This is a genomic window from Stenotrophomonas sp. 116085_Sma, from assembly GCF_056479585.1.
Map to the genome: position 1 here is coordinate 4,199,369 of NZ_CM151057.1, position 22,207 is coordinate 4,221,575.

The following is a 22,207-nucleotide window of genomic DNA, read 5'->3' on the forward strand; positions in this document are numbered from 1 at the left end:
TGGGGGTCACGGTGGTAGCGCCGGGCCATGCCCGGCGGCTACGCGGTGAGGCATCCGCCGGGCACGGCCCGGCGCTACCGGATTTCATCACGTCGTGGATTTGCGCTTGAACACGCGCTGCACCACCACGAAGAACAGCGGCACGAAGAACACGCCCAGTACCGTGCCGACGATCATGCCGCCGAGCACGCCGGTGCCGATCGCCTGCTTGGCGCCTGAGCCGGCACCGGTGGAGATCGCCAGCGGTACCACGCCCATGCCGAAGGCCAGCGACGTCATCACGATCGGGCGCAAGCGGTCGCGCACGGCGTGCATGATCGACTCGATCAGGCCTGCGCCCTTCTCCAGGTTCTCCTTGGCGAACTCCACGATCAGGATCGCGTTCTTGCTGGTCAGGCCCACCGTGGTCAGCATCGCCACCTGGAAGTAGATGTCGCGTTCCAGGCCCTTGAAGGTGTTGGCCAGCACCGCGCCGAGAATACCCAGCGGGGCCGCCAGCAGCACCGCCGTCGGCACGCTCCAGCTCTCATACATCGCGGCCAGGCACAGGAACACGATCATCAGCGACAGCGTGTAGAGCAGCGGCGTCTGCGAGCCGGCCTGACGCTCCTGGTAGGACATCGCCGTCCACTCGATGCCGAAGCCCGCCGGCAGCTGCTTGGCCAGCTGCTCAATCTCGGCCATGGCATCACCGGAGGCGACACCCGGGGCCGGTTCGCCCTGGATTTCCATCGCCGACACACCGTTGTAGCGCTCCAGGCGCGGCGAACCGTAATCCCAGTGCTTGGTGGCGAACGCACTGAACGGCACCATCTCACCCTTGTCGTTCTTCACGGACCAGAGGTCGAAGTCCTCCGGGACCATGCGGAACGGCTGGTCGGCCTGCACGAACACGCGCTTGACGCGGCCGCGATCGACGAAGTCATCGATGTACGAGCTGCCCCATGCGGCAGCCAGCGTGCCGTTGACCTGGTCGATCGACAGCCCCAGCGAAGTCGCCTTGGCCGCATCGATGTCGATGCGGAACTGCGGCGTGTCTTCCTGGCCGTTCGGGCGCACGTTGGCCAGTTTCTTGCTGCCGGCGGCGAGGCCGAGCAGCTGGTTGCGCGCGGCCACCAGTGCCTCGTGGCCCTGGCCGCTGTTGTCCTTCAGGGAGAAGGTGTAACCCGAAGCGGTACCCAGTTCCGGAATGGCCGGCGGCGGGAAGGCGAAGATGAAGGCATCCTTGATCTGGCCCAGTGCCGCCATCGCGCGACCGGTGATCGGCATCACGCCATTGTTGGCGTCACGCTCGCTCCAGTCCTTCAGCTTGACGAACGCCATGCCCGCGTTCTGGCCCATGCCGGCGAAGCTGAAGCCCTGCACCGAGAACACCGAGTCCACCGCATCCTTCTCGTTCTGCAGGAAGTGGTTTTCCAGCGCCGCGATCGATTCCAGCGTGCGTTCCTGGGTGGCACCCACCGGCGCCTGCACCAGCGCCATCAGCACGCCCTGGTCTTCGTTGGGCAGGAACGAGCTTGGCAGGCGCACGAACAGCACGCCCATCAGCACGAACAGCGCCGCAACGATGCCCATGAAGCGCCACGGACGATGGATGATGCCGCGCACGCCACGCTGGTAGCTTTCGCTGGTGCGGTCGAAACCGCGGTTGAAGCCGTTGAAGAAACGACCGGCCAGGCCGCGATGGGCAACATGGTGCTCGCCCTTCTTCAGCGGCTTGAGCATGGTCGCGCACAGCGCCGGGGTCAGCACGATCGCGACCAGCACCGACAATGCCATCGCCGAGACGATCGTGGCCGAGAACTGGCGGTAGATCACGCCCGTGGAACCGCTCATGAAGGCCATCGGCACGAACACCGCCGACAGCACCAGGCCGATGCCCACCAGCGCGCCAGTGATCTGGCCCATCGACTTGCGGGTAGCCTCGAGCGGAGACAGCCCTTCCTCGGACATGATGCGTTCGACGTTCTCCACCACCACGATGGCATCGTCCACCAGCAGGCCGATCGCCAGCACCATCGCGAACATGGTCAGCATGTTCACCGAGAAGCCCAGCATCGCCAGCACGCCGAAGGTACCCAGCAGCACCACCGGCACGGCGATGGTCGGAATCAGGGTGGCGCGGAAGTTCTGCAGGAACAGGTACATCACCACGAACACCAGCACGATCGCTTCGATCAGGGTCTGCACCACGCCCTTGATCGACACGCGCACGAACGGGGTGGTGTCGTACGGGATCTCGGCCTTCAGCCCGGCCGGGAAGAAGCCCTTCATGTCTTCCAGCGCCGCATCCACGCCGGCGGCGGTATCCAGCGCGTTGGCGCCGGTGGCCAGGGTGACCGCCAGACCGCTGGCCGGCTGGCCGTTGTAGCGGGTGACGAAGTCGTAGGACTCGGCACCCAGTTCGACGCGGGCGACATCGCCGAGGCGCAGTTCGGCACCGTCCTGCGCGCCGCGCACGATGATGTTGCGGAACTGCTCCGGGGTCTGCAGGCGCGACTGCGCGTTGATGGTGGCGTTGAGCTGCTGGCCCTTCACCGACGGCGCACCGCCGAGCTGGCCGATGGCCACCTGGGCATTCTGTGCCTTCACCGCCGCGGTCACTTCGGCAACCGACAGGCCGTAGGTGTGCAGCTTGTTCGGGTCCAGCCAGATGCGCATCGCGTACTTGCCGCCGAACACCTGGATGTTGCCCACGCCCGGCACGCGGCTCAGGCGATCAACGACATTCGAACCGACATAGTCGGCGATGTCGTTGGCGTCCATGCTGCCGTTCTCGGACACGAACGCGATGACGTTCAGGAAGCCCGAGCTGGACTTGGCCACGTTGATGCCCTGCCGCTGCACTTCCTGCGGCAGCAGCGGCATGGCCAGCTGCAACTTGTTCTGCACCTGCACCTGGGCGATGTCCGGGTTGGTGCCGCTCTCGAAGGTCAGGGTAATGGTGGCCTGGCCGTTGGACGAGCTGTTGGAGGAGAAGTAGATCAGGCCATCAAGGCCCTTCATGTTCTGCTCGATGATCTGCGTCACCGAGTCCTCGACCACCTTGGCCGATGCACCCGGGTAAGTTGCGCTGATTTCCACCGCCGGCGGCGCGACGTTGGGGTACATCGAGACCGGCAGCTTGAACAGGGCCAGGCCGCCGGCGAGCATGATGATGATGGCGATGACCCATGCAAAGATGGGTCGATCGATGAAAAAGCGTGCCATGGGGTTCTCCGCTTACTTCGCGCCGCCGGCCGGGGCCGCAGGCTGGGCGGCCGCCGCCGGCTTGGCCGGGGCAGCGCCCTTCTCGGTGGCTTTGACCGGCATGCCGGGGCCGATCTTCTGCAGGCCTTCGACGATGACCTTGTCGCCGGCCTTCAGACCGTCCTCGACCAGCCACTTGTCACCGACCGTGCGGCTGACCTTGACCGGGCGCACCTCAACCTTGTTGTCCTTGCCGACCACCATCGCGGTGGTGTCGCCCTTCGGATCGCGGGCGATGCCCTGCATCGGCACCAGCACTGCATCGCTGCGCACGCCGCCGCCGATCACTGCGCGCACATAGGTGCCCGGCATCAGCAGGCCGTCCGGGTTGTCCACCTTCACGCGCAGGCCGAAGCTGCCGGTAGCCGGATCGACGCTGACTTCGGAGAACTCCAGCGTGCCCTTGTGCTCGAAGGTGCTGCCGTCTTCCATCAGGATGCTGACCGGCAGCGACTGATTGTCCTGCAGGCGGCCGGCGGCCAGTTCGCGGCGCAGCTGCAGCAGCTCGGCCGAGGACTGGGTCAGGTCGACGTAGATCGGGTCCAGCTGCTGCACGGTGGCCAGTGCATTGGCCTGGCCGGCGCTGACCAGCGCACCCCGGGTGACGCTGGACTTGCCGATGCGGCCGCTGATCGGCGCGGTGATGCGGGCATAGCCCAGGGTGACGTTGGCCGCGTCCAGCGAGGCCTTGGCGGCACCGACGTCGGCCTCGGCCTGCTTCTGCGCGGCCACGGCGTTTTCCAGATCCTGCTGGCTGACCGCGTCGACCTTGGCCAGCTCGGTGATGCGCTTGGCGCTGAGGCGGGCAGCGTTGGCGGTGGCTTCGGCACGGGCCAGCTGGGCGCGGGCGCTGTTGGCCTGGGCGCGGTAGCTGGCGTCCTCGATCTGGTACAGCGGCTCGCCGGCCTTGACCATGCCGCCCTCGGTGAACAGGCGCTTGGCGACGATGCCGTTGACCTGCGGGCGCACTTCGGCGACCAGGAAGGCATTGGTACGGCCCGGCAGTTCGCGGGTCAGGCCCACGGTCTCGGGCTTCAGCGTGACCACAGTGACGTCACCCGGGCCCTGCTCGGGGGCCTGGGGTTGGCCGCCGCAGGCAGCCACGGTCGCGGCGATCGCCAGCGACAGTGCAAAGGGTCGGATTCGGCTCAGCAACATGACGGAAAGGCTCTTGGAGGAAGGAATCTCAGAAGACGCTGATACAACGGCTTTCCCCTGTTCCGGTGAAACCCCGCAGATCGCGCCCACCCGGGTGGCGCGGGAGCCGGACAGGCCTGCCACGCACACGACGGGAATGATGGGAACGAAATATACATACATGCTTGTTTGTTTGTAAACCGGTACAATTCAGCCACGTTTCACCCGCACTCGTACCCATCCATGGCCCGCAAGACCAAAGAGGACACCCAGGCAACCCGGGAAGGCATCCTTGACGCCGCCGAAGCCTGCTTCCATGAACACGGCGTGGCCCGTACCACGCTGGAGATGATCGGTGCCCGCGCCGGCTACACCCGCGGCGCGGTCTACTGGCACTTCAAGAACAAGAGCGAGGTGCTGGCCGCGATCGTCGAGCGCGTGCACCTGCCCTTCATGCAGGAACTGGAGCGCACCTCGACCGACCAGCGCGACACCCCGGTGCACGACCTGCGCGCGGTGATGATCCACTCGTTCATCGAACTGTCCGAGGACGAGCGCCTGCGCAAGACCATGGAGATCATGCTGCGCAGCGATGCCTCGGCCGACACCAAGGTGCTGACCGAGCTGCAGCAGGCCGGCTTCCGCGACGGACTGGAACGGATGGAGCGCGCCCTGCGCCGCGCCCGCGATCTGGGCCAGCTGCGCGAAGGCGCCGATCCGAAGATCGCCGCACGCATGCTGCACGCCACCGTGCTGGGCGTGCTGCACGGCGCGATGGTCGAACCGGAACTGATGGACCTCAAGCGCGATGGCATGCTCGCACTGGACATGACCCTGGCCGCCTACGTGAAGGACGGCGTGTTCGTGCCCGGCACCGTGCCCGAGCCGCTGCCCGAAGCGTGAGCAGCGCTGCTGCCGCCACCGCCGCGCCCATCTGAGGACAGCCCCATGATCCTGGACAACGTGGTGTGGGGCTTCGTCGGGTGCGGCAGCGTCACCGAGAAAAAGAGTGGCCCGGCCCTGGCCAGCACGCCGGGCTCACGGGTAGCGGCAGTGATGCGCCGCAATGCGGCACTGGCTGAAGACTACGCGCGACGCCACGGGGTTCCCCGCTGGTACGCGGATGCCGATGCGCTCATCGCCGATCCGGAAGTGAACGCGATCTACGTTGCAACGCCCCCCTCCACGCACATGCACTATGCGCTGCAGGCGATTGCAGTGAGCAAGCCGGTCTACATCGAAAAGCCGATGGCCATGGACCATGGCGAGTGCCAGCGCATCATCGCGGCCAGTGCCCGCAGCGGCGTGCCGGTGTTCGTGGCCTACTACCGCCGTGCCCTGCCCCGCTTCGCGAAGGTGAAACAGCTGCTGGACAGCGGCGCGATCGGCACACCGCGCAGCGTGCGCGCCAGCCTGCACCGGCCACACTCGATGCAGGCAGCGTCACCGGACTTCTGGCGGACCAATCCCGCGATCTCCGGTGGCGGCCTGTTCGTCGATCTGGGCTCGCACACGCTGGATCTGCTCGACCATCTGCTGGGGCCTTTGATCGATGTCCATGGCCTGGCCAGTTCGCTGACCGGTGCCTACGCCGCCGAGGACAGTGTCTCGGTGTGCTTCCGTACCGGCAACGGCGCGCACGGCATCGCGCAATGGAGCTTCTGCGCCTTCCGCCGCCAGGATGAGGTGGAGATCACCGGCGACCGCGGGCAGCTGCGCTTTGCCACCTTCGAAGACGTTCCGGTCGTGCTGGACACCGATGCCGGCGTGCAGGCGTTCGATATCCCGAACCCGCCGTCGGTCCAGCAGCCTTTGATCGCTTCCATCGTGGACGAGCTGCGTGGCAACGGGCGCTCACCGTCGACCGGCATCAGCGCCGCGCGCACCAGCGCAGTGATCGATCAGGTGCTACAGGCCTACCGCGTCAGGCACCCGCACTGACCGACAACAAAAAGGCCGCCTTTCGGCGGCCTTTTCTGTTGCAGTGGGTGGGGTCGGAGCCCCTCGCAACGGAGAGGGATCCGACCCCGTCGGACGTTACAGGATGTAGCGGCTCAGGTCCGGATCCTGCACCAGCTCACCCAGGTGCGCATCGACGTAGGCGCTGTCGATGGCCAGGGTCTCGCCGTCGCGGTCCGGTGCCTCGTAGCTGAGCGAATCCAACAGGCGTTCCAGCACGGTGTGAAGGCGACGGGCACCGATGTTCTCCTGGCGCTCGTTCACCTGGAAGGCGATCTCGGCCAGGCGCTCAATGGCGTCGGCGGTGAAGCTGACCTTGACGCCTTCGGTAGCCAGCAGTGCTTCGTACTGCTTGGTCAACGCGGCCTTCGGCTCGGTCAGGATGCGCACGAAGTCACCCTTGCTCAGCGCGCCCAGCTCGACGCGGATCGGGAAGCGGCCCTGCAGCTCCGGAATCAGATCGCTGGGCTTGGCCAGGTGGAACGCACCGGAGGCGATGAACAGGATGTGGTCGGTCTTGATCGTGCCGTACTTGGTGGACACGTTGGAGCCTTCCACCAGCGGCAGCAGATCGCGCTGCACACCTTCGCGCGACACATCGCCACCACCCACGTTGTCACCACGCTTGGCAACCTTGTCGATCTCGTCGATGAACACGATGCCGTGCTGCTCGCAGGCCTCGATCGCCGCGGTGCGGATGTCGTCTTCGTTGACCAGCTTGCCGGCCTCTTCCTCGATCAGCAGCGGACGCGCGGCCTTGATGGTCAGCGTGCGCTTGTGCGCCTTGGCGCCACCGCCGAGGTTGGCGAACATCGACTTCAGCTGCTGGCCCATTTCCTCCATGCCCGGCGGGGTCATGATGTCCATGCTGACATTGGCGGTCAGGTCGAGTTCGATCTCGCGCTCGTCCAGCTCACCGTTGCGCAGCATCTTGCGGAACTTGATGCGGGTCTCGTTGTCCTGCGCCGACGGTTCGTTGCGGGCGACTTCCGGATCGAAGCCGATGCCACCGCTGCGGCGCGGCAGCAGCGCATCGAGGATGCGGTCTTCGGCGCGTTCTTCGGCCTGGGTACGCACGCGCACCTTGGCCTGTTCGCGGTACAGCTTCACTGCGGTATCGGCCAGGTCACGGATGATCTGCTCGACATCCTTGCCGACGTAGCCGACTTCGGTGAAGCGGGTCGCTTCGACCTTCACGAACGGCGCGTTGGCCAGCGTGGCCAGGCGACGCGCGATCTCGGTCTTGCCGACGCCGGTGGGGCCGATCATCAGGATGTTCTTCGGCATCACTTCATTGCGCAGCTCCGGCACCAGCTGCATGCGACGCCAGCGGTTGCGCAGGGCAATGGCCACCGCGCGCTTGGCGTCGTGCTGGCCCACGATGTGCCGGTCCAGTTCCTGCACGATCTCGCGCGGGGTCATGGTGGCGGAGGAAACTTCGATCTTCGGCATGGTTGTGCTCACGAATTCAGATGCATGTAGAGCCGAGCCATGCTCGGCTGACGGGCAGCCCTGCCGAGCATGGCTCGGCACTACAGAAGAGCGGTCAAAGCTCCTCGACCACCACGTTGCGGTTGGTGTAGATGCAGATTTCACCGGCGATGCCGATCGCCTCGCTGGCGATGGTGCGTGCATCCAGCTCGGTGTGTGCCATCAGCGCACGCGCAGCCGAAAGGGCATACGAACCGCCGGAACCGATGGCGATGATGCCGTCCTCCGGCTCGATCACATCGCCGGTGCCGCTGATGATCAGCGAGGTTTCCTTGTCAGCCACTGCCAGCAGGGCTTCGAGCTTGCCCAGGCGGCGCTCGGTGCGCCAATCCTTGGCCAGCTCGACCGCTGCACGCTGCAGCTGGCCGTGCTTTTCCAGCTTGGCCTCGAACAGCTCGAACAGGGTGAAGGCGTCGGCGGCGGCACCGGCAAAGCCGGCCAGCACCTGGCCATCACGGCCGAGGCGGCGCACCTTGCGCGCATTGCCCTTCATCACGGTGTGGCCCAGCGTGACCTGGCCGTCGCCGGCAATGGCCACGTGCTCGCCGCGACGGACGCAGACGATGGTGGTGGCGTGGAAAACGTTGGGGTTCTGACTGGGGTCCATGATGCCTCCGGGGTGACAGAACCAGAGGTGGGGACTGCGCTGCGCCCTTCAAGCCACCCGCGACCGCCTGCCGCAGGGGCAACGTTCAGCTTTCTCCGCTGCCCTCGTTGCTGCGTCGACGCTTCGCGCGCGGATGCGCGGCGTCGTAGACCTTGGCCAGGTGCTGGAAGTCGAGGTGGGTATAGATCTGCGTGGTGGCGATGTCCGCATGGCCAAGCAGTTCCTGCACGCCACGCAGGTCACCGGACGATTCCAGGATATGGCTGGCGAAACTGTGCCGCAGCATGTGCGGGTGCACGTGCTTGAACAGGCCCTGGCGTTGCGCCAGCTGGCGGATGCGGATCTGCACCGCGCGTTGGCTGATCGGCCCGTTGCGGCCGGGAAACACCGGCGAGGCCGGGCCACCACCACTCTCCGTGCGCCACGCCTGCAGCGCTTCGCGCGCCGGCCGGCCGAACGGCACGCGGCGTTGGCGATTGCCCTTGCCCAGCACGTTGACCAGGCCACTGGCGAAATCCAGGTCGCGCCAGGTCAGCGCGCAGACTTCGCTCAGGCGCAGGCCGGAGGAGTAGAACAGTTCCAGCAGCGCGCGGTCGCGGCGGCCGAGCTCGCCTTCCGGCTCCAGCTCGACCAGCTGCACGGCTTCGTCGGCGTCGAGGACCTGTGGCAACCGGCGCGGTGCGCGCGGTGCCTTCAGCGTCGCCGCCGGGCTGACCTCGATGCGCCCGTGCTTGAGCAGCCAGGCATAGAAGCTCCGGCACGCCGACAACCGGCGCTGCAGGCTCTTCGCGGACAGGCCACGGCGATGCTCATCGGCAACAAACTGGCGCAGCGCGTCGGCATCGAGTGCCTCCACCGCCACGCCACGCGGCTCGGCCCAGACCGAGAGCGCATCCAGGTCGCGGCGGTAGGCGTCGAGCGTATGCGCCGACATCCGCCGCTCCACCTGCAGGTGCTGCAGGAAGGCCTGTACCGCGCTCATCGTCGTGATGTCCTGCTCAGCCCGCGAAGCGCTTCAGGCCGGCGACCAGGGCATCGCCCATCATGCGCAGGAACAGCGTGCCCATGCCCGGATAGAAGCGGTTCGGATCGTGGCTGCCGACCGCGATCAGGCCCACGCCCGGCAGCGGCAGCAGTGCGGTGGTCTGCACCTCCTCGCTGCGCACGCCATACAGCACGGCGTTCTTTTCCGGCTGCAGGCGGCCACAGATCGGCTCGCCGTCCTTCAGGCAATCGCGGAACGGGCCCAGCTGCGGATCATCGGCGGCGATCACCTGCAGCCAGTCGGCCTGTTCCAGCCCGGAAACAGGCGTGTGCACCACCAGCCGTACCAGATCGCCAGCGAAGTCTTCCTGAAGCGAGGCCGCCATCGCACGCAGGGTGTCGGCGGCGTTGTCCTGCTTCATCAACGCCAGGGTCAGCTGGTGCGTGCGCACCGCCAGGCGTTCGTTGACCTGGGCAGTCGCGCCCAGGTCGGCCAACCGTCGTGCCAGCTCGCGGTTCTTCTCGCGCAGCACTTCCAGCTGGTAGCTGGCCAGCGACGCGGTCGGGCCATCGTCACGCGGCACCACCAGGGTCAGGGCCAGGTCCGGGAACTGCTTGAGGAAGCCGGGATGACGCCGCAACCAGGCAGCGACTTCGTGGGCCCCGAGCTTGTCGACGGTTTCGGTCATGCGATCCACTCCCCTTCGAAGACGAATGCGGTCGGGCCGGCCATCACCACCGGCTGGCCATCGCCCGGCCACTGGATGCGCAGGTCACCACCGGGCAGGCTGATGCGTGCATCACGCTGCAGGCGGCCGCGCTGCATCAGGGTCACCGCTGCGGCGCAGGCGCCGCTGCCGCAGGCCAGGGTTTCGCCGACGCCACGCTCATTCACACGCAGACGCGCATGCGCCGGGCCCATCACCTGGGCGAAGCCCACGTTCACCGAGCGCGGGAACGATGCATGCTGCTGCAGCAGCGCACCGACGCGCTCGACCGGCGCAGCATCGATCAGGCCCACTTCGATCACCGCATGCGGGTTGCCCATCGACACCGCGGCAAATCGCACGCTTTCGCCCTGCAACGGCAGCAGGTACTCCTCGCGCGCGTGGGCAAAACCCATCAGCGGCACGTTGGCCGGCTCGAACGCGGGCACGCCCATGGTCACCGCGTACTGGCCATCGCCCAGCACCTCCACGTCATGGCTTGCCAACGGACTGTCGATGACGAAACGGTCTCCCTGTGCACTGCCTTCGCGCACCAGCCAGGCGGCAATGCAGCGCGCGCCGTTGCCGCACTGTTCGGAATTGGAGCCGTCGGCATTCCAGATGCGGTACGACGCTACCGAACCTTCCGCGCGTGGCGCTTCGATGGTCAGGATCTGATCGCAGCCGACACCGGTGTGGCGGTCGGCCAGGCGCGCGGCCAGCTCAGGCGTGGGCGGCGCGGTGCCGTCACGCAGGTCGATCACTACGAAATCATTGCCCGCGCCATGCATCTTGCTGAAACGCAGGGCCTTGGAACCGCCCTTACTCATTCCCGCCGCCCGCCTTCTTCGCAGGCGCAGGCGCCGGTTGGGTGGTCGGTGCAGCCGGGTCCACGGTCGTGGCCGGCGTGCCGCTGCCCTGGGTCTCCGCCGGGGTCGCTTCGGTCGCGGGCTCGGCAACGGGTTCAACGGTCTCTTCCACCGGCACCGGCTTCTGCGGCAGTACCAGCGGGCCCTTGTTGCCGCAGGCGGCGAGGAACAGCAGCGAGGCCGCTGCCAGCGGAATCAGGATGGCGTTTGGATGGGGGATCTTCATGCCCCGAGTATAGCCATTGGCGGCTGAGCGGTAGGTAGAGTCGACTGTTAGTCGACTGCTCTTCGATCAGATAGCGAAAACCCCGCGCTGCGCGCGATAGTCGACTAACAGTCGACTCTACCCCTTGCCGCCCCCATGGGGGCCGCTGGCGGGCCATGTTCAGCCCTCCGACGGTGGCAACGGCCGGGTCCACAGCCAGATCGCCACCACGGTCATGCTGCCGATCGAGAACCACTTCACCCAGGCGATCGGCACGCACCACAGCATGATGCCGGCACATACCGCCATCGTGATCGTGGCCATCCACTTGCCGTAGCGGCTGACCGCCCCGTGCGCCTGCCAGTTGGCGATGGCCGGACCGAAGCGCGGATGCTGCAGCAGCCAGGTGTGCAGGCGCTCGGAGCCGCGCGAAGCGGCCCAGGCCGAAATCAGGATGAATACGGTGGTCGGCAGGCCCGGCACGAAGATGCCGACGATGCCGGTGCCAAGGCTGACGTAGGCCAGCAGCCACCACGCCCAGCGGAAACGCACCACGCGCGGTGGCGTGGTGGCGTCGCGTGGGGCGGAAGGATCTGGCGCGCTCATGGCCGCAAGGATACCGGTTCAGGGTGCCCGGCAGTGCCCGGCACCCTGTCGCGATCACGGCTGGGCGATGCCCAGCTGCTGCAGCACGAACGCGTACGACTCGGACAGCTCGCGGTAACGCTGGAAGCGCCCCGACTTGCCGCCGTGGCCGGCTTCCATGTTGGTGCGGAACAGGATCGGGTAATGGCCGGTGTTGTCGTCACGCAGCTTGGCCACCCACTTGGCCGGTTCCCAGTACTGCACCTGCGAATCCCACAGGCCGGTGCCCACGAACAGCGCCGGATAGGCCTGCTTCTTCACGTTGTCGTAGGGCGAGTAGGACAGCATGTAGTCGTAGTACGGCTTCTGCTCCGGGTTGCCCCACTCGTCGTACTCGTTGGTGGTCAGCGGAATGGTCGGGTCGAGCATGGTGGTGACCACGTCGACGAACGGCACCTGCGCCACCATCACGCGGTAGTCCTGCGGCGCCTGGTTGGCTACCGCGCCCATCAGCAGGCCACCGGCACTGCCTCCGGATGCCGCCACGCGATCCTTCGCCGCCCAGCCCTGCGCCACCAGGGCACGGGTGACGTCGATGAAGTCGTTGAAGGTGTTCTGCTTGTGCAGCAGCTTGCCGTTCTCGTACCAGTCGCGGCCCATTTCCTGGCCACCACGGATGTGGGCAATGGCATACACCACGCCACGGTCGAGCAGGCTCACCGCGGTCTGGTTGAAGTACGGGTCCATCGACATGCCGTAGCTGCCATAGGCGTACTGGAACAGCGCGCCCTTGCCGTCCTTCTTGTAGCCCTTGCGGTAGACCAGCGACACCGGCACCTTCACGCCATCGCGCGCGGTGATCCAGACGCGGTCGGTTTCGTACTTCGACGCGTCATAGCCGATCACCGGCTGCACCTTCAGCTGGCGACGCTCACCGGTGGCGGTATTCAGTTCGAACACCGTGGTCGGGGTGGTCATCGAGGTGTAGATGTAACGCAGCCACGGCGTGTCGGCTTCGGTATTGTCGCCCAGGCCCATCGAATACGCCGGCTCATCGGCCTTCACGTAGTCGCTGCGGCCGTCCTTGAAAAGCAGGCGGATGCGCTCCAGGCCTTCGGAACGTTCGGCGATGGCGGTGTAGCTGTCGAACAGTTCGAAGCCCTCGATGAACACGGCATCGTCATGCGCGATCCAGTCCTTCCACTGCGCGCGCGAGGTGGCATCGGTGGGTGCGGTGACCAGCTTGAAGTTCTTCGCACCGTCGTTGGTGCGGATCACCCAGCGGCCATCGTAGTGGTCGGCGTCGTACTCGACGTCGCGCTGGCGCGGCGCCAGCACGGTGAAGGTGGTCGGGTCGCTGGCGGGTGCATATCGCTCTTCCGAGGACACCGTGCTGTGCACGCCGATGGTGATGAAGCGATCGTCGCGGGTGCGGCCGATGCCCATGTAGAAGCTGTCGTCCTTCTCCTCGTAGACGACGGTGTCGGCGCTGGCCGGGGTGCCCAGCACGTGCTTCTTCACGCGCACGGTCAGCAACGTTTCCGGATCGTTCTCGACGTACAGCACGGTGCGGTTGTCGTCGGCCCAGACCAGGTCGCCGGAGCTGCCGGTGATCACGTCGGGCAGCACCTTGCCGGTGGCCAGGTCCTTGAAGCGGATCGTGTACTGGCGGCGACCGACGTCATCATCGGCCCAGGCCAGCAGCTGGTTGTCCTGACTCACTTCCATCGAGCCGACGCTGAAGTAGCCCTTGCCGGCAGCCATCGCATTGACGTCCAGCAGGACTTCTTCGGCCGCGTCCATGCTGCCCTTGCGGCGCGCATGGATCGGGTAGTCCTGGCCGGTCTCGAAGCGGCTGTAGTACCAGTAGCCGCGCTCACGCGCCGGCACGCTGGAATCGTCCTGCTTGATGCGGCCGACGATCTCCTTGTACAGGGTGTCTTCCAGTGGCTTCAGCGGTGCCAGCAGCTGGTCGGCATAGGCATTCTCGGCCTGCAGGTAGGCCAGCATGTCCTTGTTCTCGCGCTTGTCGTCGCGCAGCCAGTAGTAGTCATCGCTGCGGGTCGCGCCGAACGGCGCCTTGACCACATGCGGGTGCTTGGCGGCATCCGGCGGAACAGGCAGGGGGGCGGCGTTGGCAGTGGTGGTCATCAGGCTGGCAAGCAACAGGCAGAGGGTAGGTTTCATGAAATAAGGCTCCAGGCGCATCAATGCAATGGTCTTCGACGGGGTCAGATCCCTTTTCCCGAAAAGGGATCTGACCCCAATCGCGGCGATGCGGCAACCCTGCGGATCGTCATGGTGCGGCTCCTGCTGGGGTCAGAGCCCTTTTGCGTGCAAAAGGGATCCGACCCCAGCGCGCGGCGTACCATGGGCGCATGAGCACCCTGCCCCACACGCCGGGCTACAGCCGGCGCAGCCATGAAATCGCCCCGTTCCACGTGATGTCCCTGCTGGCCCGCGCCCAGGCGCTGGAACAGGCGGGCCACGATGTGATCCACCTGGAGATCGGCGAACCGGACTTCACCACCGCCGAACCGATCGTGCGTGCCGGACAGGCCGCACTGGCCGCCGGCCATACACGCTACACCGCCGCACGTGGCCTGCCGGCCCTGCGCCAGGCAATCAGCGGCTTCTATCGCAGCCACTACGGGCTGGACATCGACCCCGAGCGCATCCTGGTTACTCCGGGCGGCTCCGGTGCGCTGCTGCTGGCCAGCAGCCTGCTGGTCGACCCCGGCCGCCACTGGCTGCTGGCCGACCCCGGCTATCCGTGCAACCGCCACTTCCTGCGCCTGGTGGAAGGCGGCGCGCAGCTGGTGCCGGTCGGGCCGGAGACCGCCTATCAACTCACTCCGTCGCTGGTCGAACAGCACTGGAATGCCGACAGCGTCGGCGCGCTGGTCGCCTCGCCGGCCAACCCCACCGGCACCGTGCTCTCCGCCGACGAACTGGCAGCACTGTCGAAGACCCTGCACGCGCGCGGCGGCCACCTGGTGGTGGACGAGATCTACCACGGCCTGACCTACGGCCTGGATGCGCCCAGCGTGCTGCAGGTGGACGACAGCGCGTTCGTGCTGAACAGCTTCTCCAAGTACTTCGGCATGACCGGCTGGCGGCTGGGCTGGCTGGTGGCACCGCCGGCGGCGGTGCCGGACCTGGAGAAGCTTGCGCAGAACCTGTACATCAGCGCGTCGAGCATCGCCCAGCATGCCGCACTGGCGTGTTTCAGCGAGGAAGCGATGGCGATCTTCGAGCAGCGTCGCGAAGCCTTCCGCCAGCGCCGTGACTTCCTGTTGCCGGCGTTGCGTGAACTGGGCTTCCGCATCGAAGTCGAGCCGCAGGGTGCGTTCTACCTGTACGCCGATGTCAGCGCATTCACCGGTGACGCGCAGGCGTTCTGCGCCCATTTCCTGGAAACCGAGCACGTGGCATTCACGCCGGGGCTGGATTTCGGCTTCCACCGTGCGAACCAGCACGTGCGGTTGGCCTACACGCAGGAAGTGCCGCGGTTGCAGGAGGCGGTGGAGCGGATCGCGCGCGGGTTGAAGCATTTCCGGTAGCGCCGGGCCATGCCCGGCGGCATCCTGCCGCGCTACGCGCGCGCCGGGCATGGCCCGGCGCTACCCGATAACGGAAAACGCCGCCCTGGGGCGGCGTTTTCCGTTCTGCTTACTTACCGCCGAGGCGTTCCCACAGGAAGCTGTAGGCCAGCGCCGACATGTGTGCGGCCTGCGCGTTGTTGGCTGCGCCGCCGTGGCCACCTTCGATGTTCTCGTAGTAGGTCACGTCCTTGCCGGCGTCGATCATCTTCGCCGCCATCTTGCGGGCATGGCCCGGGTGCACGCGGTCATCGCGGGTGGAGGTGGTGAACAGCACCGGCGGGTAGTTCTTCTTCGCGTCGAACAGGTGGTACGGCGAGAAGGTCTTGATGAACTCCCAGTCGCTGGTATCCGGGTTGCCGTACTCGGCCATCCACGACGCACCGGCCAGCAGGTGGCTGTAGCGCTTCATGTCCAGCAGCGGCACCTGCACCACCACCGCACCGAACAGCTCCGGGTACTGGGTCAGCATGTTCCCGGTCAGCAGGCCACCATTGCTGCCGCCCTGCACACCCAGGTGCTTGGCGGTGGTGATCTTGCGCTTGACCAGATCGCGTGCCACGGCGGCCATGTCTTCATAGGCCTTGTGGCGGTTCTGCTTCAGCGCCGCCTGGTGCCAGCGCGGGCCGTACTCGCCGCCGCCACGGATGTTGGCAACCACGTACACGCCGCCCTTCTCCAGCCAGGCGCGGCCCATGCCACCGGAGTAGCCCGGGGTCAGCGAGATTTCGAAACCACCGTAGCCATACAGCAGGGTCGGGTTGGAGCCGTCCAGCTTCATCGCCTTGTCGTGCACCACGAAGTACGGCACGCGGGTTCCGTCCTTGCTGGTGGCGAAGTGTTGCTCGATCACCTTGCCCTTGGCATCGAAGAAGGCCGGCATGGTCTTCAGCGTTTCCGGGGCCTGTCCGATCTCGGCCAGTGCCAGGGTGGTCGGGGTCAGGTAGTCGGTGGCGGTCAGCCAAACAGCGTCGCTGTCGTTGCTGTCGACCGCGGACACGCCCAGCGTGCCGAAGGCCGGCGCGCCGACGAAGCGGCTGGTCTGCCAGCCATTGGCGCCCGGGGTCAGCACCGACAGGCGGTTCTTGACGTCATCCAGCACGTTCAGCACCAGATGGCTCTTGGTCCAGGTGGCGCCGGCCAGCGAGGTGGTCGCAGTCGGGGTGAACAACACGTCGAACTCGCGCTTGCCGGCCAGGAAGTCATCCAGCCTGGTCGCCAGCAGCGAACCGGACGCATAGGTCTTGCCACCCACGGTCCACGGATCACGCAGCTCCAGGGTCAGCCACTGCTTGTGCAGGCCCTTCTCGGCCGAGTTCGGCGCGTCGATCTTGGTCAGCGTGCCATCGTCGCCGCGCAGGTAGATCTCGTTGTTGTAGAACGCCAGCGTGCGGCTGACCAGGTTGCGTTCGAAGCCCGGAGTGTCATCGTGCATCGCCGCGATGTACATGTCTTCCGGCTTGCCTTCATACACCACGCTGGCGGAGGCCATCGGCGTACCACGCTTCCACAGCTTGGCCACGCGCGGGTAGCCGGAGGTGGTCATCGAGCCGGCACCGAAGTCGGTGTAGACGAACACGGTGTCGCGATCGATCCAGTTCAGGCCACCCTTCGACTCGGGACGGAAGAAGCCGTCCTTGATCCAGCTCTTGCTGGACAGATCGAATTCGCGGGTGACGTCGGCATCGGCACCACCGCGCGACAGCGCGATCAGGCAGCGGCTGTAGTCCGGGCGCAGGCAGTCGGCGCCGTGCCAGACCCAGTTCTCGCCCTCGGCCTTGTTCAGCGCATCCAGGTCGAGCACGGTTTCCCACTGCGGCGAGGCCTTGCGGTACTCGGCCAGCGTGGTGCGCCGCCACAGGCCGCGCTCGTGCTGCTGGTCCTTCCAGAAGTTGTAGTAGTAGTCGCCGATCTTCTGCACGGCGGGAATCTTGGCGTCGGAGTCGAGCACCTCGCGGATGCTGGTCTCCATCTGCTTGAAAGCCGGGGTCTGCGCCAGGCGCGCTTCGGACTTGGCGTTCTGTTCCTTGACCCAGGACAGCGGCTTGTCGCCGGTGACGTCCTCCAGCCAGGCGTAGCGATCGGTGTCTTCAGCGGCCACGGCGGTCCCCACCGAGGCAGCGGTCATCATGCCGGCCAACAGGCAGGCGGAAGCGAGTCGAGACATTGCAGCTCCAGGCAGTCATAAGCCGTGGAACGCTAGCATGGATCGCTGCAGCCGCCCCCGTGTCGAAGGTCAGGCCGCGGCGGTCGAGCTACGGCGGCCACCACGGACGGCGCCACGGCCGCGGCGTCGCGCCTGTCCACCGGTGCGACGGGCCAGCCGCAACCACGACAGGCGCGGCGCAGGGAAGCGCAGCAGCGCCCACCAGGCCACCAGCGGCATGCCCACCAGCCACATCGGCAGCCAGCCCAGCCAGGCGTTGCTGCCACGCGCGGCTGGCCAGACCAGTACCAGCGCCAGGCCGGCCAGAGCGACCTGACGCACGCTGCGCAGCAGGCGCGGATGGGCGCGTTCAATGATGACGCGTTCAGTTGCAGGGCGACGAACGGAACGAGCGTTCATGGGGCTTCTCCGGTGGACAATGCAACACAGCTTGGGCAAGGCCCTTCTCACAGGTTGCGACACCATTGACGGATCGCGTGCACACAGTCGACCATGCGCGTGCAAGCCCACTGGAGCCCGCTCCCGCATGACTTCGATCCGCCCGCTCTGCGCCGCGCTGCTGGCCCTTTCCCTGGCCGGCCCCGCCGTGGCCGCCAGTGAGCCGCCGTCGCCCCGTACCAGCGCCTCTGGTGCGGCTACCCTGGACGCACCGATCGACCTGAAGCGCTTCATGGGCACCTGGTACGTGATCGGCCGCGTGCCGAACTTCATCGAACGTGGCCATGTCGCCAGCGTCAACGAGTACGAACTGCGCGACGCACACAAGGTCGGCATCACCTACCGCTACCGTGATGGCTTCGGCGAACCGCTGCAGGAAGTGCGTGCCCGCGCCAGCGTCGACCCGGACAGCGGCAACCACGGCTGGCGTACCTGGTTCTACCGCGTCGTGCCGACCCATTCGCGGGTGCTGGAAGTGGCACCGGATTATTCCTGGGCGCTGATCGGCTACCCCGGCCGTGAGATGGCCTGGATCTTCTCGCGCACCCCGGACATGGACAAAGGCCTCTACAAGGAGCTGGCCGAGCGCCTGCGCGACGAGTACGGCGTGAACACCGACAAGCTCAAGCGCGTGCCGCAGCACCCCGAGCAGGTCGGCAAGCTGGGCTACGAAGTGCCGAACGTGCGTTGACCGCATGTGGAATTGCCGGCCAGCGGCCGGCACTACCGTTTCCAGACAATGGGGTAGAGCCGGCCGCTGGCCGGCTGCCGCGATGCACCGGGCGACGCCGGGGCAGCACGGGGCGCCGCGTCATTTGCGGCTGTAATGCGCGACCAGGCGGTCGCCGAGCATCTGCAGCAGCTGCACCAGGATCAGCAGCAGGACCACCGTGACCAGGGCCACGTCGGTGTGCGAGCGCTGGTAGCCATCGCGGAACGCCAGGTCGCCGAGGCCACCGGAACCGATCGCGCCGCCCATCGCCGTGAAACCAATCAGCGCCACGGTGGTGACCGTCGCACCGGCAATCAGGCCGGGGCGCGCTTCGGGCAGCAGCACGCGGGTGACCAGCTGCCAGGTGGTGGCGCCCATCGCCTGGGTCGCCTCGATCACGCCCCGGTCGACTTCACGCAGCGCGGTCTCGACCAAGCGCGCATAGAATGGTGCCGCGCCGATCACCAGCGGCACGATCGCACCGCGCACGCCCAGCGAGGTTCCCATCAGGAGCAGGGTGACCGGGATCAGCACGATCATCAGGATGATGAAGGGCACCGAACGCAGCAGGTTCACCACCAGCGCCAGCACGCCATAGGCGAACGGCCGGCGCTTCATCTGCGGTGCGCCGAACAGGTACAGCAGCACACCCAGCGGCAGGCCGATGGCCAGGGTCAGCGGCAGCGAACCGAGCAGCATCAGCAACGTGTCGATGGTGGCCTGGCCGATGTCGGCCCACTTGCCCGCATCCAGGTGGCGGAAGAAGCCGCCGGCAGTAGCGATGATCATCGACGCAGCTCCTCAACATGCACGCCGGCGGCCACGAACGCGGCCTGCGCGGCGGACTGGTCGCCGCCCACCAGGGCGACCACCAGCTGGCCATACGGGGTGTCCTTGATCCGGTCGATACGGCCGGACAGGATGTTGTAGTCGACCCCGGTCTGCCGCGCGACGCTGCCGAGCAGGGGTTCGTAGGTGTCGCCGCCGAGGAAGGTCAGGCGCACGATGCGGCCCCCGACCACGTCGAAATCGCGGTGCAGCGCGCCCTCGTCCACATGCTCCGATTCGCTGACGAACCGGCGCGTGGTCGGGTGCTGCGGGTGCAGGAACACGCGGGTGACCGGCCCGGTCTCGACCATCTGGCCGGCGTCGAGCACGGCCACGCGGTCGCAGACGCGGCGGATCACATCCATCTCATGGGTGATCAGCACGATGGTCAGGCCCAGCTCGCGATTGATCTTCGACAGCAGCGACAGCACAGACGCGGTGGTCTGCGGGTCAAGCGCACTGGTCGCCTCGTCGCACAGCAGGATCTGCGGACGGGTCGCCAGCGCACGCGCAATGCCCACGCGCTGCTTCTGTCCGCCGGACAGCTGTGCCGGGTACTTCTGCGCATGCGCTTCCAGGCCAACGGTCTGCAGCAGCTCGGCCACACGCGCGTCGATTTCCGCTTTCGGCGTGCCGGCCAGCTCCAGCGGGAAGGCCACATTGCCGGCCACGGTGCGCGAGGACAGCAGGTTGAAGTGCTGGAAGATCATGCCGATGCGCCGGCGCAGCGCGCGCAGGCCGTCCGCGTCCAGCGCGGTGACATCCTCGCCGCCGATCAGCAGACGGCCACCGCTGGGCTCTTCCAGGCGGTTGATCATGCGGATCAACGTCGACTTGCCGGCGCCGGAATGGCCGATGATGCCGAATACCTCACCAGCTTCGATGGTCAGGTCCAGCGGTTGCAGCGCGCTGACTTCGCGGCCGGCAACGGCATAGGATTTGTGCAGGCGCTGGAACTCGATCACGGGCGTGGCTCACCGGCTGGGTGACGGAAGGGGGCGTGCAGCCTACCAGCGCCGGCGCTCGCGCGCCCGCGCCATGGGCCAGAATGTTATTCCTTTTGGTTCTAAGGCGCCCGTGACGGTGATTGAGCCGAGGTCAGAGCCCCTGCGGGGATCCGGCCCCGGGGTCGGATCCCCGCAGGGGCTCTGACTCCATTCCCCGGCCGACCCAGCTCAGGGATGATCAAGCGGCTTCGGCGGTTCCTGCCGGTTCACCCGCTCGCGGTGCAGCAGGTACAGCCCCGACGCCACGATGATCGCCGCACCCACCCAGGTATAGCCGTCCGGCAGCTGGCCCCAGAAGGCCAGGTCCCAACCGATCACCCAGACCAGGCCGCTGTACTCCAACGGCGCGATCATCGACGCCTCGCCCAGCTGGAAGGCCTTGGTCAGCGCGATCTGGCCCAGTGCCCCGGCCAGGCCCATGCCGGCGATCAGCGGCGCATGCGCCAACTGCAGCGGTACCCAGCCGGGAAGGGCCAGCAGGCCCGCGCCGATCGCCATGATCACCAGGAACCAGACCACCATCGACTGCGAAGTATCGGTGCGGGTCAGCAGGCTGACCGTGATCGCAGCCACGGCATAGGCGGTGGCCGCGGCGAGCACCATCAGCCCCGGCACCGAGATGAAGCCATCCACGCCCGGCCGCAGCACCACCAGCACGCCAACCAGGCCGATGCCGATGGCCACCCAGCGCCGCGGCCCGACCCGTTCACCGAGCAGCGGTACCGAGAGTGCAGCGATCAGCAGCGGCGCAACGAAATAGATGGTGTAGGCGGTGGACAGCGGCAGGTCGCGCAGGGCGAACACGAAGCACCCGATCATCGCCATGCCCAGCGCGCCACGCAGCAGGTGCAGGCCCCAGCGCCGCGGCACCAGCGAGCGCGGGCCGGCACTGACCAGCACCCACACCAGCACGAACGGCAACGAGGCCGCGCCGCGCAGGAAGGTCACTTCCAGGGTGGGGTAGCTGGCCGCCAGCTGCTTCATGCCAGCGTCCATCAGCGAAAAACAGGCGACCGCAGCGACCATCCAGGCCACCGCACGCGAGGGGGAGCGTTGCACGTTCATGCCCCATTATCGCCGACCGCGCGCCCCGCCGGGCGCCGGGCATGGGCGCCGCGATAGAATGGCCGCCACTGAATTCCGCGGAGCCACGCCCATGCCTTCCTTCGACGTCGTGTCCGAAGTCGACACCCACGAGCTGACCAACGCCATCGACCAAGCCAACCGCGAACTGGCCACCCGCTTCGACTTCAAGGGCGTGGATGCCAAGTTCGAACGCGATGGCGACGTGATCAATCAGTTCGCGCCGACCGAATTCCAGCTCAAGCAGATGAACGACATCCTGCGTGCACGCCTGGCCGCGCGCGGCATCGATGTGCTCAGCCTGGAGTTCGGCGACATCGAGACCAACCTGGCCCAGGCCCGGCAGAAGATCACCGTCAAGCAGGGCATCGAGCAGAAGATCGCCAAGAAGATCGCCGCCGCGCTGAAGGAAGCGAAGCTGAAGGTGGAGAGCCAGATCAACGGCGACAAGCTGCGCGTGCAGGGCAAGAAGCGCGATGACCTGCAGGATGCCATCGCCGTGCTCAAGGCCGGCAAGTTCGAGCTGCCGCTGCAGTTCAACAATTTCCGCGATTGATCTGCCCGCCGGGCATGGCCC

At 66.8% G+C, this 22,207-nt stretch carries 20 protein-coding genes; 5 read left to right on the forward strand and 15 right to left on the reverse strand.

Features of this window, described 5'->3' with window-relative positions:
- Window positions 1–87 precede the first annotated feature (87 nt).
- Together smeE and smeD are read right to left on the reverse strand one after the other, a co-directional pair.
- Complete coding sequence (smeE, locus tag ACZK0Z_RS19425; RefSeq protein WP_336339866.1) at window positions 88–3,210, reverse strand: multidrug efflux RND transporter permease subunit SmeE; 3,123 nt, start codon at window positions 3,208–3,210, stop codon at window positions 88–90.
- 12 nt (window positions 3,211–3,222) lie between these two features.
- Complete coding sequence (gene smeD / locus ACZK0Z_RS19430) at window positions 3,223–4,407, reverse strand: multidrug efflux RND transporter periplasmic adaptor subunit SmeD (RefSeq protein WP_478449268.1); 1,185 nt, start codon at window positions 4,405–4,407, stop codon at window positions 3,223–3,225.
- A 222-nt stretch (window positions 4,408–4,629) separates the two neighbouring features.
- On the opposite strand from smeD, the gene smeT reads away from it, so the two are divergent.
- The gene (smeT, locus tag ACZK0Z_RS19435) at window positions 4,630–5,289 is read left to right on the forward strand and encodes an efflux transporter SmeDEF transcriptional repressor SmeT (protein WP_049429262.1); all 660 of its coding nucleotides are present in this window, start codon (window positions 4,630–4,632) and stop codon (window positions 5,287–5,289) included.
- Between the two features lie 45 nt (window positions 5,290–5,334).
- Window positions 5,335–6,327, forward strand: a complete 993-nt coding sequence (locus tag ACZK0Z_RS19440; protein WP_049429261.1) for a Gfo/Idh/MocA family protein — start codon at window positions 5,335–5,337, stop codon at window positions 6,325–6,327.
- 96 nt (window positions 6,328–6,423) lie between these two features.
- On the opposite strand, the gene hslU is transcribed toward ACZK0Z_RS19440, so the two are convergent.
- The 8 genes from hslU to ACZK0Z_RS19480 all read right to left on the reverse strand — a co-directional run bounded on the left by hslU (window position 6,424) and on the right by ACZK0Z_RS19480 (window position 13,980).
- Window positions 6,424–7,797: an ATP-dependent protease ATPase subunit HslU gene (hslU, locus tag ACZK0Z_RS19445; RefSeq protein ID WP_049429260.1), complete on the reverse strand. Its 1,374-nt coding sequence runs from the start codon at window positions 7,795–7,797 to the stop codon at window positions 6,424–6,426.
- A gap of 94 nt (window positions 7,798–7,891) precedes the next feature.
- The gene (hslV, locus tag ACZK0Z_RS19450) at window positions 7,892–8,443 is read right to left on the reverse strand and encodes an ATP-dependent protease subunit HslV (RefSeq protein WP_197632718.1); all 552 of its coding nucleotides are present in this window, start codon (window positions 8,441–8,443) and stop codon (window positions 7,892–7,894) included.
- Between the two features lie 85 nt (window positions 8,444–8,528).
- Window positions 8,529–9,425 (reverse strand): tyrosine recombinase XerC, encoded by an 897-nt coding sequence (gene xerC, locus ACZK0Z_RS19455; RefSeq protein WP_049429259.1) that lies wholly within the window; start codon window positions 9,423–9,425, stop codon window positions 8,529–8,531.
- 16 nt (window positions 9,426–9,441) lie between these two features.
- Complete coding sequence (locus tag ACZK0Z_RS19460) at window positions 9,442–10,116, reverse strand: DUF484 family protein (RefSeq protein WP_197632719.1); 675 nt, start codon at window positions 10,114–10,116, stop codon at window positions 9,442–9,444.
- Window positions 10,113–10,964, reverse strand: a complete 852-nt coding sequence (dapF, locus tag ACZK0Z_RS19465) for a diaminopimelate epimerase (protein WP_336339864.1) — start codon at window positions 10,962–10,964, stop codon at window positions 10,113–10,115. Before dapF ends, ACZK0Z_RS19460 begins: the two co-directional genes overlap by 4 nt.
- Complete coding sequence (gene lptM, locus ACZK0Z_RS19470) at window positions 10,957–11,229, reverse strand: LPS translocon maturation chaperone LptM (RefSeq protein ID WP_197632721.1); 273 nt, start codon at window positions 11,227–11,229, stop codon at window positions 10,957–10,959. The genes dapF and lptM overlap by 8 nt, the downstream gene beginning before the upstream one ends.
- A gap of 159 nt (window positions 11,230–11,388) precedes the next feature.
- A complete protein-coding gene (locus tag ACZK0Z_RS19475) occupies window positions 11,389–11,814 on the reverse strand; it encodes a YbaN family protein (RefSeq protein ID WP_049429256.1) in 426 nt (141 codons plus the stop codon).
- Window positions 11,815–11,868: 54 nt separating this feature from the next.
- Entirely contained in the window at window positions 11,869–13,980 is a 2,112-nt protein-coding gene (locus tag ACZK0Z_RS19480) for a S9 family peptidase (RefSeq protein ID WP_049429255.1), read from the reverse strand.
- A gap of 191 nt (window positions 13,981–14,171) precedes the next feature.
- Between ACZK0Z_RS19480 and ACZK0Z_RS19485 the strand changes: the two genes are divergently transcribed.
- The gene (locus ACZK0Z_RS19485) at window positions 14,172–15,356 is read left to right on the forward strand and encodes a pyridoxal phosphate-dependent aminotransferase (RefSeq protein WP_197632735.1); all 1,185 of its coding nucleotides are present in this window, start codon (window positions 14,172–14,174) and stop codon (window positions 15,354–15,356) included.
- Window positions 15,357–15,465: 109 nt separating this feature from the next.
- Here the strand turns inward: ACZK0Z_RS19485 and ACZK0Z_RS19490 are convergent, their stop codons facing one another.
- Window positions 15,466–17,562 carry a prolyl oligopeptidase family serine peptidase gene (locus ACZK0Z_RS19490; RefSeq protein ID WP_049429253.1) on the reverse strand — a complete coding sequence of 699 codons (2,097 nt, stop codon included), beginning with the start codon at window positions 17,560–17,562 and terminating at the stop codon, window positions 15,466–15,468.
- A gap of 69 nt (window positions 17,563–17,631) precedes the next feature.
- On the reverse strand, window positions 17,632–17,961 hold the full coding sequence (locus ACZK0Z_RS19495; protein ID WP_049429252.1) for a hypothetical protein: 330 nt from the start codon (window positions 17,959–17,961) through the stop codon (window positions 17,632–17,634).
- A 127-nt stretch (window positions 17,962–18,088) separates the two neighbouring features.
- Here ACZK0Z_RS19495 and ACZK0Z_RS19500 point away from each other — a divergent pair, with 127 nt between their 5' ends.
- Window positions 18,089–18,691 (forward strand): lipocalin family protein, encoded by a 603-nt coding sequence (locus tag ACZK0Z_RS19500; protein ID WP_197632722.1) that lies wholly within the window; start codon window positions 18,089–18,091, stop codon window positions 18,689–18,691.
- A 120-nt stretch (window positions 18,692–18,811) separates the two neighbouring features.
- On the opposite strand, the gene ACZK0Z_RS19505 is transcribed toward ACZK0Z_RS19500, so the two are convergent.
- The 3 genes from ACZK0Z_RS19505 to ACZK0Z_RS19515 form a co-directional block, all read right to left on the reverse strand.
- Window positions 18,812–19,501: a methionine ABC transporter permease gene (locus tag ACZK0Z_RS19505; RefSeq protein WP_049429251.1), complete on the reverse strand. Its 690-nt coding sequence runs from the start codon at window positions 19,499–19,501 to the stop codon at window positions 18,812–18,814.
- On the reverse strand, window positions 19,498–20,505 hold the full coding sequence (locus tag ACZK0Z_RS19510) for a methionine ABC transporter ATP-binding protein (protein ID WP_010481369.1): 1,008 nt from the start codon (window positions 20,503–20,505) through the stop codon (window positions 19,498–19,500). Before ACZK0Z_RS19510 ends, ACZK0Z_RS19505 begins: the two co-directional genes overlap by 4 nt.
- A gap of 210 nt (window positions 20,506–20,715) precedes the next feature.
- Complete coding sequence (locus tag ACZK0Z_RS19515) at window positions 20,716–21,612, reverse strand: EamA family transporter (protein WP_197632723.1); 897 nt, start codon at window positions 21,610–21,612, stop codon at window positions 20,716–20,718.
- A 91-nt stretch (window positions 21,613–21,703) separates the two neighbouring features.
- Between ACZK0Z_RS19515 and ACZK0Z_RS19520 the strand changes: the two genes are divergently transcribed.
- The gene (locus ACZK0Z_RS19520) at window positions 21,704–22,186 is read left to right on the forward strand and encodes a YajQ family cyclic di-GMP-binding protein (protein WP_005419468.1); all 483 of its coding nucleotides are present in this window, start codon (window positions 21,704–21,706) and stop codon (window positions 22,184–22,186) included.
- The last annotated feature ends 21 nt before the right edge of the window (window positions 22,187–22,207 follow it).

Coding starts and splice junctions, on each gene's coding strand:
- smeE (WP_336339866.1), bottom strand. CDS start 3,210: ATGGCACGCTTTTTCATCGATCGACCCATCTTTGCATGGGTCATCGCC.
- smeD (WP_478449268.1), bottom strand. CDS start 4,407: ATGTTGCTGAGCCGAATCCGACCCTTTGCACTGTCGCTGGCGATCGCC.
- smeT (WP_049429262.1), top strand. CDS start 4,630: ATGGCCCGCAAGACCAAAGAGGACACCCAGGCAACCCGGGAAGGCATC.
- ACZK0Z_RS19440 (WP_049429261.1), top strand. CDS start 5,335: ATGATCCTGGACAACGTGGTGTGGGGCTTCGTCGGGTGCGGCAGCGTC.
- hslU (WP_049429260.1), bottom strand. CDS start 7,797: ATGCCGAAGATCGAAGTTTCCTCCGCCACCATGACCCCGCGCGAGATC.
- hslV (WP_197632718.1), bottom strand. CDS start 8,443: ATGGACCCCAGTCAGAACCCCAACGTTTTCCACGCCACCACCATCGTC.
- xerC (WP_049429259.1), bottom strand. CDS start 9,425: ATGAGCGCGGTACAGGCCTTCCTGCAGCACCTGCAGGTGGAGCGGCGG.
- ACZK0Z_RS19460 (WP_197632719.1), bottom strand. CDS start 10,116: ATGACCGAAACCGTCGACAAGCTCGGGGCCCACGAAGTCGCTGCCTGG.
- dapF (WP_336339864.1), bottom strand. CDS start 10,964: ATGAGTAAGGGCGGTTCCAAGGCCCTGCGTTTCAGCAAGATGCATGGC.
- lptM (WP_197632721.1), bottom strand. CDS start 11,229: ATGAAGATCCCCCATCCAAACGCCATCCTGATTCCGCTGGCAGCGGCC.
- ACZK0Z_RS19475 (WP_049429256.1), bottom strand. CDS start 11,814: ATGAGCGCGCCAGATCCTTCCGCCCCACGCGACGCCACCACGCCACCG.
- ACZK0Z_RS19480 (WP_049429255.1), bottom strand. CDS start 13,980: ATGAAACCTACCCTCTGCCTGTTGCTTGCCAGCCTGATGACCACCACT.
- ACZK0Z_RS19485 (WP_197632735.1), top strand. CDS start 14,172: ATGAGCACCCTGCCCCACACGCCGGGCTACAGCCGGCGCAGCCATGAA.
- ACZK0Z_RS19490 (WP_049429253.1), bottom strand. CDS start 17,562: ATGTCTCGACTCGCTTCCGCCTGCCTGTTGGCCGGCATGATGACCGCT.
- ACZK0Z_RS19495 (WP_049429252.1), bottom strand. CDS start 17,961: ATGAACGCTCGTTCCGTTCGTCGCCCTGCAACTGAACGCGTCATCATT.
- ACZK0Z_RS19500 (WP_197632722.1), top strand. CDS start 18,089: ATGACTTCGATCCGCCCGCTCTGCGCCGCGCTGCTGGCCCTTTCCCTG.
- ACZK0Z_RS19505 (WP_049429251.1), bottom strand. CDS start 19,501: ATGATCATCGCTACTGCCGGCGGCTTCTTCCGCCACCTGGATGCGGGC.
- ACZK0Z_RS19515 (WP_197632723.1), bottom strand. CDS start 21,612: ATGAACGTGCAACGCTCCCCCTCGCGTGCGGTGGCCTGGATGGTCGCT.
- ACZK0Z_RS19520 (WP_005419468.1), top strand. CDS start 21,704: ATGCCTTCCTTCGACGTCGTGTCCGAAGTCGACACCCACGAGCTGACC.